At 61.4% G+C, this 11,225-nt stretch carries 11 protein-coding genes; 4 read left to right on the top strand and 7 right to left on the bottom strand.

The features are described from left to right. The 7 genes from rsxC to UN63_RS15715 form a co-directional block, all read right to left on the bottom strand. Window positions 1-1,489, bottom strand: a 1,489-nt coding sequence (gene rsxC, locus UN63_RS15745) for an electron transport complex subunit RsxC (RefSeq protein ID WP_104488364.1), incomplete at its 3' end; no start/stop codon positions are given. Window position 1,490: 1 nt separating this feature from the next. Then, the gene (gene rsxB, locus UN63_RS15740; protein WP_104488361.1) at window positions 1,491-2,045 is read right to left on the bottom strand and encodes an electron transport complex subunit RsxB; all 555 of its coding nucleotides are present in this window, start codon (window positions 2,043-2,045) and stop codon (window positions 1,491-1,493) included. A gap of 1 nt (window position 2,046) precedes the next feature. Next, on the bottom strand, window positions 2,047-2,628 hold the full coding sequence (gene rsxA, locus UN63_RS15735) for an electron transport complex subunit RsxA (protein ID WP_104488368.1): 582 nt from the start codon (window positions 2,626-2,628) through the stop codon (window positions 2,047-2,049). Window positions 2,629-2,743: 115 nt separating this feature from the next. Then, window positions 2,744-3,478, bottom strand: coding sequence for a sulfite exporter TauE/SafE family protein (locus tag UN63_RS15730; protein ID WP_104488358.1), 735 nt, complete (start codon window positions 3,476-3,478; stop codon window positions 2,744-2,746). Window positions 3,479-3,694: 216 nt separating this feature from the next. Next, on the bottom strand, window positions 3,695-4,657 hold the full coding sequence (pfkA, locus tag UN63_RS15725; protein ID WP_104488356.1) for a 6-phosphofructokinase: 963 nt from the start codon (window positions 4,655-4,657) through the stop codon (window positions 3,695-3,697). A gap of 208 nt (window positions 4,658-4,865) precedes the next feature. Further along, complete coding sequence (gene tpiA / locus UN63_RS15720) at window positions 4,866-5,618, bottom strand: triose-phosphate isomerase (RefSeq protein ID WP_104488354.1); 753 nt, start codon at window positions 5,616-5,618, stop codon at window positions 4,866-4,868. Window positions 5,619-5,939: 321 nt separating this feature from the next. Then, complete coding sequence (locus UN63_RS15715; RefSeq protein WP_104488351.1) at window positions 5,940-6,728, bottom strand: ElyC/SanA/YdcF family protein; 789 nt, start codon at window positions 6,726-6,728, stop codon at window positions 5,940-5,942. A 92-nt stretch (window positions 6,729-6,820) separates the two neighbouring features. Here UN63_RS15715 and UN63_RS15710 point away from each other — a divergent pair, with 92 nt between their 5' ends. The 4 genes from UN63_RS15710 to UN63_RS15695 all read left to right on the top strand — a co-directional run. After that, window positions 6,821-7,594: a methyltransferase domain-containing protein gene (locus tag UN63_RS15710; RefSeq protein WP_104488366.1), complete on the top strand. Its 774-nt coding sequence runs from the start codon at window positions 6,821-6,823 to the stop codon at window positions 7,592-7,594. A gap of 288 nt (window positions 7,595-7,882) precedes the next feature. Then, on the top strand, window positions 7,883-9,208 hold the full coding sequence (gene mukF, locus UN63_RS15705) for a chromosome partition protein MukF (RefSeq protein ID WP_104488348.1): 1,326 nt from the start codon (window positions 7,883-7,885) through the stop codon (window positions 9,206-9,208). Further along, window positions 9,189-9,860, top strand: a complete 672-nt coding sequence (mukE, locus tag UN63_RS15700; RefSeq protein WP_104488345.1) for a chromosome partition protein MukE — start codon at window positions 9,189-9,191, stop codon at window positions 9,858-9,860. Before mukF ends, mukE begins: the two co-directional genes overlap by 20 nt. A gap of 65 nt (window positions 9,861-9,925) precedes the next feature. Further along, on the top strand, window positions 9,926-11,225 hold a 1,300-nt coding region (locus UN63_RS15695), incomplete at its 3' end, for an ATP-binding protein (protein ID WP_342352438.1).

Here is an 11,225-nt window from a genome sequence, read left to right as displayed (position 1 = left end):
CCCCGGCTTTGGCCTGTTCGGCCATGCGCGCCTTGCGCTTCGGCGGCGGCTTTGGCCTGCCGGGTCCTTGACGTTCTTCTTTTTCGCGGGCCAGCCGTTGCTGGCGAGCCTCGAAGCGTTGCTTGGCACGCTCGGCCAGCTCGGCCTCGCGTTGGGCATGGCGAATATCGGCCTTGGCCACCCGGTAATATTGCACCAGGGGTATGCTGCTGGGGCACACATAGGCACAGGCGCCGCATTCGATGCAGTCGAACAGATGATGGCTGTTGAGCTTGTCGTGATCCTGGCTGCGGGCATACCAGTACAGCTGCTGGGGCAACAGGCTGGCGGGGCAGGCATCGGCGCAGTTGCTGCAGCGAATGCAGGCCATTTCTTCTGCCGGCGGCGCCAGCTCGGTCTGCTTCGGCGCCAGCACGCAGTTGCTGCCCTTGATGATGGGCGCGGCGGCGCTGTGCAGGGTAAAGCCCATCATGGGGCCGCCCATGATGATGCGCTGCCCGGGCTCGGGGTTCAGGCCGTAACGTTTCAGCAAATAGCGTACCGGGGTGCCGATGTGCACCCAGGCATTGCCGGGCTCGGCGAAGGCCTCGCCCGCCAGGGTGACCACCCGGCGCGTCAGCGGCTCGTCGTCGATAACGGCCTGTTTGACCGCATAAGCCGTGCCCACGTTCTGCACTACTATGCCGATGTCGGCGGGCAGGCCGTTGCGGGGCACCTGCAGGCCTGTGAGAATTTCAATCAGCTGTTTTTCACCGCCGGACGGGTACTTGGTGGGCACCGCTACTATCAGCAGGTTTTCGTCCCGGTTGGCGGCGCGCAGCGCGGCCAGGGCCTCGGGCTTGTTGTCTTCCACCGCCAATATGGTGGTCTGCGGCTGCACTATGTGGCGCAGTATCTCCACGCCCAGCAGTATTTCGGCCGGGTGTTCGCGCATCAGCCGGTCGTCGGCGCTGATATAGGGCTCGCATTCCACCCCGTTGATGATCAGGGTCTCTATTTTTTTCTTGCGGGGCGTCAGCTTGACGTGGGCCGGAAAACCGGCCCCGCCGAGACCGGCGATGCCGGCCTCGTGAACTCGCTCCAGCAGCACGTCTGCGCTCAGCAAACGGAAGTCGGCCACCGGATAGCGGGGGCGCCACTGATCTTCGCCGTCGGGTTTGAGTACTATGCACAGGCCGTCCAGCCCCGAGGGGTGGCACAGGGGTCTGTCTTCGATGGCGACCACGGTGCCGGAAGTCGGCGCATGCACCGGTATCATCATGGGGTTGAGTGGCTCGGTCAGGGGCTGGCCCCTGAGCACCCGCTCGCCGACTTGCACCCTGATCTTGGCCGGCTGGCCGATGTGCTGGCGCACCTGCAAAATCAGCTCTTCCGGCAGGCCGGCATGGCTGATGGGCGCGAGGTTGGCCGGCGCCTTGCGCTCGGGCGGATGAATGCCGCCATGAAAGTCGTGCAGCTTGCCTGCGTTGAGATCCTGTAACAGCGACATCTTAATCTACCTGCTTGATGGCGATGGGCGGCAGTTGCCATTTCCAGTTTTCGGGGGTGACCGAAAGCGGAATCATTTCGATACAATCGGTGGGGCAGGGATCCACGCACAGATCGCAACCGGTACACTCGTCTGCAATCACGGTGTGCATCGCCTTGGTGGCGCCGACGATGGCGTCCACCGGGCAGGCCTGAATGCACTTGGTGCAGCCGATACACATGTCTTCATGAATAAAGGCGACCTTTTTCTCGGGTTCGGCGGCTTCCTCGCCCATGGCCTGGGGCTCGACGCCCATCAAGTCGGCGATCTTGCGCATGGTGGCGTCGCCGCCGGGCACACATTTGTTAATATCGTCGCCCTCGGCCACCGCCGTCGCATAGGGGCGACAGCCCGGATAACCGCACTGACCGCACTGGGTCTGGGGCAGCAGTTCGTCCAGCTGCTCGACGATGGGGTCGGATTCGACCCGAAATTTGACGGCGGCAAAGCCCAGGATCAGGCCGAAGATGAGGGCCAGCAGGGCCAGCACCGCTATGGCGATTAAAATATTGCTCATATTACAATTTGACCAGTCCGGTAAAGCCCATGAAGGCCAGTGACATCAGGCCGGCGGTGATCATCGCCAGGGCAGCGCCCTTGAAGGGGGCGGGCACATCGGCCCCGGCCAGACGCTCGCGCATGGCGGCAAACAGCACCAGCACCAGCGAAAAGCCCAATGCGGCGCCAAAGCCGTATACCAGGCTCTGCATGAAGTTGTGCTGTTCATTGATGTTGAGCAGTGCCACACCGAGCACCGCGCAGTTGGTGGTGATCAGCGGCAGAAAGATGCCCAGCAGCCGGTACAGGGTGGGGCTGGTCTTGTGCACCACCATTTCGGTGAACTGCACCACCACGGCGATCACCAGAATAAACGACAGGGTGCGCAGATACAGCAGATCCAGCGGCAGCAGTATGTACTGGTTGACCAGATAAGAGCAGGCGGCGGCCAGGGTCAGCACGAAGGTGGTGGCCAGCCCCATGCCGATGGCGGTTTCAAGCTTGCCGGACACGCCCATGAAGGGACAAAGTCCGAGAAACTTGACCAGCACGAAGTTGTTGACCAGCACGGTGCCGACAAACAGCAGCAGGTATTCAGACATGATCACTCGGCGGATAATAAATAACGGCCGGTATTATCGGACTTTATGCCGCGTTTAACAATGCCACAGATGCTGTGGGTATAGGGTCTGTTGATCTCAGACCCTAGGCCGGGACTCAGGAAAAAGTGTTAATTAACATGCCAATAACGGCCAAGGTACAAAGCAGCAAAGAACCGTAGTGCATCACAGGCTTGGAAACCAGGTGCAGAGTATGGGCCGCCACCCAGTTGCCGAGCAGGGTGGCGGGCACCAGCGGCAGGGCCAGTTTGAGGTGATCCAGAGAAAGAAACCCACCCAGAGCCAGGGCGGCCACCGACATCATGGTGGACACCACGAAGAAGCCGGCCAGGTTGGCGCGAATGCGGTGTATGTCGGCCCCGTGCATCACCAGCACTATGGGCGGGCCGCCGATGGTGGTGCTGGTGCCCATGACCCCGGACAGAAAGCCGCCCATGGCCATGTTGGTACGGGTCATCGGCAGTGTGATGTCTTTCAGCCGTACCAGTATCCCGAGCATGATGGTGAGGGCGATAAGAATGGCCAGTACCTGCTGAGAGACCAGCGCCAGCAGCAGCACCCCCAGGGCACTGCCGGGAATACGGGCCAGCAGTGCCGGCGCCAGCAGATTAATCTCCAGTCCCTTGCGAAAGCGCCAGCCGTTCATCAGGCACATCACCAGCAGCACCACCATCAGCGGACCGGGCACCAGCGCCGGATCCAGATAAAACAGTATGGGGGCGGCAACGATGGCCATGCCAAAACCGATGGCGGTTTGTACATAGGCGCCGATAAAGCAGGCCAGTGCGGCCAGCAGCAGCACCATGAAATTCAGATCATCGAGGTTATCCATCGGGTCATGGCCTTGAAAATATAAAATGGGAGCCATTATGGCCAATCGCAGGGGGCGAGGGAAGTCAAGTGGGGCCTGGCCTTGTCGATATTTATAGTTGGGCCCATCCGTTACATCCGTAGGCGGCCATTTATGCGGCGCAAACCTGCAGGCGATTGGGAATCTGCAGGTATGGCGGTTTCTCAGTCCCCAATCCCCAATCCCTAATCCCGGACTTTAAAACAGGGTGTTCGACAGCTGGTACATTTCTTCGTTGAACGGGCGCTTCAGGTGCTTGATGCAGTCGATGATATCGTGGTGGACTATGTGGTTGCTCTGAAGGCCCATACAGCGGCCGCCGTAGCCTTCGAGCAGCAGCTCTACCGCCCGGGCGCCCATGCGGCTGGCCATGATGCGGTCTTGCGCCGTGGGGGTGCCGCCACGCTGAATGTGGCCGAGAATGGTGGCGCGGGTGTCTCGCCCTGTGGAGGCCTGAATATCGTAGGCCAGCCGGTTGACGTCACACATGTTCTCGCAGATGGCGACGATGGCATGCTTCTTGCCCTTGGCGACCCCTTCGTGGATTTGCCGGATAAGCTCGGCCTGATCGAAGGCCACCTCCGGCACTATCACGTATTCTGCACCACCGGCCACGGCGGCGGAAGAGGTCAGGTCGCCGCAGTGGCGGCCCATGATCTCCACCACCGAGATACGGTTGTGGGAGCTGCAGGTGTCACGCAGCCGGTCGATGGCTTCCACCGCCACGTTAAGCGCGGTGTCGAAGCCGATGGTAAAGTCGGTGCCGGCGATGTCATTATCGATGGTGCCGGGAATACCTATGCAGGGAAAGCCCATTTCGGTCAGACACATGGCGCCCATGTAGGAGCCGTCACCGCCGATCACGACTAAAGCGTCTATGCCGTGTTGTTTCAGATTTTCGACCGCTTCTTCACGCACTTTTTCGTTTTTGAACTCGGGAAAGCGCGCCGAGCCCAGAAAGGTGCCGCCCCGGGTGATGACGTCGGACACCGAATGCCGTTCCAGCTGCTCGATCTCACCCCGGTGCAGGCCCAGGTAGCCGCTGTGAATACCGAACACTTCCAGGTTGTGATGCAGGCCGGTCCGCACCACGGCGCGGATGGCGGCGTTCATGCCCGGGGCATCGCCGCCGCTGGTCAGTACTCCAATTCGTTTAATCATGAATCCCTCTTTCATGTTCCGTGTTAATGCCGGTGAATTTCAAATGGTGCCATAGGTGCCGCTTTAGCCGGCGCAACTCTACCAGCAACGCCGTTATCATCGGCTTGCTTCGCAAGCCCTGCCGGCTAAAGCGGCAGCTACAGCCTATATGCAGATAGCACCGTGAACGGTAGGCCCGGTGTTAACCGGGCAAATCCCGACACGCGTTTTATGCACCCGCGCGGATAATGGCGGCAAACTCGTCTGCCTGCAGGGCGGCACCGCCCACCAGGGCGCCGTCGATGTCTTCCATCGCAAACAGGCCGGCGGCGCTGGCGCCCTTGACCGAGCCGCCGTAGAGGATCTGAATACCGGCGGCTACGTTGGCGTTCTGCTCGGCCAGAAAACCACGAATGGCGGCGTGTACGCCCTGGGCAATTTCGGGGGTGGCAGTCTTGCCGGTACCGATGGCCCATACCGGCTCGTAGGCGATCACGGCGTTGGCCAGGGCTTCGATGCCGCTGTGTGCGATGACCTCGTGCAGTTGGCGCTCGACCACGGTCTGGGTTTCACCCTTTTCAAACTGCTCCAGGGTTTCACCGATGCACAGCACCGGCACCAGACCGGCCTGCTGCACGGCGGAGAACTTGGCGGCTACCATGGCATCGCTTTCGCCGTGCAGGGTGCGACGCTCGCTGTGGCCAACCAACACATAATGCACGCCAAACTCCGGATACATGGCCGGGGAGTTTTCGCCGGTGAAAGCGCCCTGGGTATGAATGTCGGCATCCTGGGCGCCGAGCGCGATGACGCTGTCGGTCAGCAGAGCCTGGGCCTGACCGAGAAACAGTACCGGCGGGCACACCGCCACGGCCACATTGGTGGTCTCGGCGGCGGGAGCCTTGAGGGCGTTGATAAGCTCGGCCACCATGGTCTTGCTGCCATTGAGTTTCCAGTTACCCATTACCAGAGTCTGTCGCATTTTGTGTTGTTTCCTGTTCGTTAAATGAGGGCATTATAGGGGCAGGGATCCGGCAAGACCAGAGCCCCTTAGGGCTGCTTAAGCCGTAAGCTGCCAGCGGTAAGTAAAGGCAACTGCAAAACAATCAGCTCCGGGTCGCCTGTTTGTGATGCCAACAGCCAACTCGGGCGTCAAGAAGAGGCAGCGGGGATTGCCTCCGCCGACCGTCATATGCCAGGGACGGCATGTGCCGAGCGTCACAGGGATGTGCTCGAAGCGTGTCGGGGAGGCAACCCTGTTGCCTCTTTATTCAGTAAGCCGATTTGTGCCCAAGAGACAGCTTTACGGCTTGGAGCTTACCGCTGCCCCAAGGGTTTGCCAGGCCAGCCCCAGATACTCGTGCCAGGCGATTTCGCTGCGCTCCAGATAATGGCCCCGGGGCAGATAGGTGTACAAGGGCAGGGTGCCACGGCTTTCCTTGGCGTGATGGCCCACTGGAGCCGCCTGGGGGCTGGCGCCCTGGGCCTGAAACAGCGTCATGGATCGGGGCATGTGACTGGCGGAGGTAACCAGCAGCGCCCGGCGCACGGCAATGAGCGGGGCGATGGCGGCGGCTTCTTCCGCTGTGTCTTTGGGCTCGGGCAGCATCAGCAGGCGGTTGGGCGCTATGCCCAATGCCAGGGCCACGGCACCGTAAAGCTCGGCGCTGGAACGGCCTTCGCCCCCCGCATAGCCGCTCATGATCAGCCGGGCCTCGGGATAGGCATGGGCCAGCCGCACCCCTTCGGTAATGCGCACCAGCCCCGCGTTGCCGAGCTGGCTCAGCAGCGGCAGCGACAGATCCGCCACCTGCGCGGCCCCCAGCACTATGATGTCCTGCACCGGCTGGGCGGCGTCGGCGCCGATGACATGGGGTGGATATTGCGACTCAAGAGGCGCTATCAGCAAGTTGGCCACCGGCCGGGTAGAGAGCAGCAGTAAGGCCGCCAGCGACAGTACTATCAGGGCGTTTCCACTGCGCTTGTGCTGCCTCAGTAGCATAATCAACCCGAAAAAGCCCAGGATCAGCAGCAGAGGTAGCGGTAATAACAGGCTACCCAGCCATTTTTTGGCCAAAAACACCATCTCCATGTACACACTCATTTGTTAACCGTATCGGTTGTGCCAGAATAGCGCCCCCGGACTCAGCAAGAAACACCAAGGTGAGAAGAAAGCCCAAGGTAATAAAGAGCAATACCAATTTCGATGGCAAGAGCGATACCTTCGCCCGCAATATCTATGGCACCACCAAGGGTCGCATCCGCCTGGCGGTGTTGAGCCGGGATATTGATGAGCTACTGGCCGGCTTGCCGGACCGGCCCCTGCGCATTCTGGATGCGGGCGGTGGCTTCGGCCCCCTGTCGCAACCGCTGGCGGCGCTTGGCCACCAGGTGGTGCTGTGTGACTTGTCCGGCGAAATGCTGGCGCTGGCCCGGGAGCAGGTGGCGGAAAAGGGCCTGCTGGACCAGTTCGAGTTTATTCAGGCGCCCATTCAGTCGTTGAGTGTTGAAGACCTGGGCCAGTTCGACCTGATTTTGTGCCATGCGGTGCTGGAGTGGGTGGAAGAGCAGGCCCGGCTGCTGAGTTGCCTGCAGGCACTGCTGGCGGACGGCGGTCATCTGTCGTTGATGTTCTACAACCGGGACGGCCTCTTGTATCACAGCCTGGTGATGGGCCATTTTGATTATGTGCACGCCAATCTGGTCAAGAAACGACGCCAGAAGCTGACACCGGGCTGGCCCTGTCGGCCGGAGGCGGTTTACCGGTGGCTGGACGAGCTGGGCTTTGTTATAACCGGACGCAGTGGGGTGCGGGTGATCCACGACTATATGGTGGAAAAGCGCATCAAGGTGGAGCAGGCCGACGAGGTGATCGCCATGGAGCTGGCCCACGCCCGGCAAGAGCCCTTCATGCACCTGGGGCGCTACATTCACGTGCTGGCAAAGAAAGGCGACTGAAGTCGCCACCCTTGCGTTTACTTTCTGGTCGTCACCCTCGCGCAGGCGGGGGTCCATGATGTCTGTGGTATCAAGAGTATGTTCGGATACGGCGCCGTATGCCCTGGATTCCCGCCTTCGCGGGAATGACGAGAATGAGGCGCGGGAGTGACGACAGAATACTCGTGGCGATGCCGGTGTTTATTGTCGTCACCCTCGCGAAGGCGTGGGAATGACGTAATGGCTGGCGGAGTAGACCCGGTGTCCTCTGCTTACGTTATCGAAACAAGAACTGAAGAGAGCAGCAAGATGACGGAAATGTCCCGCACCCTGCCGGACTGGATTGGCTGGGTCAAACAGGAAAACCTGGGGGTAAACCTGCCCCCGGAACGGCTGGCCTTCTTGCTGGCGATACAGATATTCGGCCGCGGCGGCGAGCAGCCGCAGTTGAGCGAAGCCGAGCTGCACCATGCCTTCGGTTATGTCAGCAAAGGCTTCGAACAGGCCGAAGAAACCCTGGCCAGCCGGGCCAACAACGCCATCAACGATCTGGTGCGCCAGCGCCTGTTGAGCCGTTTTCAGGGCGAGCCGGGAGAGGGTGAGAGCCTGTACCGGCTGACGCGCCTCGGCATTGCCATCGTCGAATTCTTTGCCGCCCAGCGCGAGGTCAGCCAGATAAAGCTGTCGTTGCAGCTGGAGCAGATTGCCCGGGACCTGGACACGGTGGCCGAGGCCATCGCCGGCGATCCTGATGAGCAAGAGTGGGCCCAGGAAGTAGAAGGCCGCCTGAAATATTCGGTGTCCGAACAGCTGGCGCGCATCGACGACACCCAGCGCGCCATGGACGAGCAGCAGAATGCAGTAAAAGCCAACATCGCGGCCCTGCTTAACAAGAACTGGCACGAGGCCATTTCCGCCTGCGAACAGCTGCTGCGTGAAACCGGCCTGACCCTGCGCGAACTGCAAGACACGCTCGACAAGGCCGGCCACGGGCTGCAGCAGAGCCTGCTCAACATCGAAGAGCAGCTGCAGCAGAGCGAGCTCGGCAGCAGTGTGGCGCCCCTGTGCCAGCAACTGCAGGCCCGGCTGGACGCCATTATTCTGTGGGGTAGCCAGTGCATCGAGCTGTGGGCCCGTTACGACCTGCACGTGCACCGCTTTATCCGCACCGCCATCGACATGGACAAGAACCGCGCCTTCAGCCAGCGGCTGCGCGAGTCCATTCGCCAGTTTGAAGATCACAACTGGCGGCTGTGCATCGCCCAGGCCCGGCCGTTGCTGGAGCTGCGTGACGAAACCATGGCCGCCTATGCCGAAGAAGTCACCGGCGAGCTGCCGGTCGAGCTGGAATATCACGACATGGTGGACGTGGCCGCCGAGCTGTCGGGCCGCATTCGCGATCATTTGCAGGCGTTTCCGCTGTCCGGCCAGCCGCTGGACATGGCGGCCGTGCTCAAAGACTATCTGCACGATTATCCTCAATACCAACATTTCGATATTGCCCGCCTGCTGATCGACGAAGCGGTCAAGCTGGGCCACGCCAACGCCGAATGCATGGGCGCCGCCCAGCCGGACTGGCAACGCATCAACGCCCACGGGGCCAAGGTACAAGCACATGTTATCGACCAATACTGATCTCGCCCTGGACCCGCGTCTGGTTCAGGCCATTGCCAACCCGCTGTTTCCGGCGCTGGACAACCAGCTGCGTTCCGGCCGCCACATCAGCGCCGACGAGCTGGAGCAGCATTCGCTGCTGCAGGAGTACTACCCGGAGCTGGAGGCCTTTTACCAGCGCTACCACGTTGAACTGGTACGCGCCCCCGAGGGCTTTTATTACCTGCGCCCGCGCTCGAGCAGCGAACTGAACACCTCTATTTTGTCCGAGCTGGAAATGCTGGTAGGCAAGGTGCTGTGTTACCTCTACCTGAGCCCGGATCGGCTGATCAACGAAGGGGTCTTCTCTCTGCTCGATCTGCAGGAAGAAGTGCTGACCCTGGCCAACGAGACCGCCCTGTTGCGCATGGTGAACCAGCGCGCCGGTGGCAGTGATCTGGATAAACGCAAGCTGGCCGACAAGCTCAAGAGCGCCATTCGCCGGCTCAAGCGCCTCGGCATGGTCAGCGCCGTGGGCAGCCAGGACAAGTTTCGCATCAGCGAGGCGGTGTTTCGCTTCGCCGCCGATGTGCGCACTGACGAAGATCCGCGCGAGCTGCAGCTGCGCATGATCAGAGATGGTGAGGCGGTGGCCGGCCACGACCAGGAAGAAGAGCAGGAGAACGAGCAGTGAGCACCTCAGCGACGCCCGAAAACACCTTGAATACCTTCAGTCGGGGCAAATTCCACTCCCTGACCATGGTCAACTGGAACGGCTTTTTCGCCCGTACCTTCGAGCTGGACACCCTGGTGACCACGCTTTCGGGCGGTAACGGCGCCGGCAAGTCCACCACCATGGCCGCCTTTATTGCGGCCCTGATCCCCGATCTCAGCCTGCTGCACTTTCGCAACACCACAGAGGCGGGCAGCCAGTCCGGCAGCCGCGACAAGGGCCTGTATGGCAAGCTGCAGCGCGGCCACTGCTATTCGATGATTGAGGTGGACACCTCCCAGGGCGAGCGGGTCTGGTTTGGCGTGCACCTGGAGCAGGTGGCCAACCGCGACAACAAGGTCAACCTGACCTCTTTCAGCGTGCAGGGCATCAAGCCCGAGCACACGCCGACTGCGCTGCTGCTGCACCGGCTGGACGACGGCCGCGGCCAGGTGCGCTCGCTGGGCGAACTGAAGGCGGCGGCCCAGCAGGACGGACTGCGCTTTACCCGTTTCAGTACTGTGAGCGAGTATCATAATTTTTTGTTCGACACCGGCGTGACCCCGCGCAAGCTCAAGGATCAGCGCGACCGGGTCAAGTTCTATCGCCTGATCGAAGCCTCCCTGTACGGCGGTATTTCCAGCACCATCAGCCGCAGCCTGAAAGACTATCTGCTGCCGGAAAACGCCGGTATCCGCAAGGCCTTCAACGACATGGAAGCGGCGATTTTCGAGAACCGCCGCACCCTGGAAGCCATACGCGAAACCCAGCGTCAGCGGGACCAGTTCCGCCAGCTGATCACCGAAACCACGCATTACGTTGCCGCCGACTATGTACGCAACAGCGCCGAGAAAAAACGGCTGTCCGAGCAGGCGCTGGCGGCTCGCAAGGCCCTGGCGGAAGAGCGCCGCATTCTGGCCGAAGAAAAGAACCGGCTGATTTATCTGGCCGACGAGCTGGAGCACCTGGGCGCCCGCGAGCGCATGCTGGGTGAAGAGCTGGACATCGCCTCCGAGCATCTGGCGCGGGTGCTGAACGGGGTCAAGCTCAACGAAAAAATCACCGGCTACCAGCAAGAGCTGGACGAGCTGGAAGCAAAGCTCGCCATTCAGGAAGAAACCCTGGCCGAGCTGCAGGACGAACATGCAGAGGCCACCGCCACCAAGGTGGCGGCCGAAGAAGAAGTAGACAGCCTCAAGAGCCAGCTGGCCGATTATCAGCAGGCGCTGGACACCCAGCAGACCCGCGCCATTCAGTATCGACAGGCCCGTCAGGCCCTGGGCGAGGCCAAGGTGCGCTGCGGCCTGCCGGAGCTGAGCCCGGAGCAGGCCAAAGCGCAGGAGCAGG

It is taken from the genome of Oceanisphaera arctica (assembly GCF_002936955.1).
GTDB lineage: Bacteria > Pseudomonadota > Gammaproteobacteria > Enterobacterales > Aeromonadaceae > Oceanimonas > Oceanimonas arctica.
Note: the sequence above shows the minus strand (reverse complement) of the source record. Positions and strands in the feature narration are given on the sequence as shown.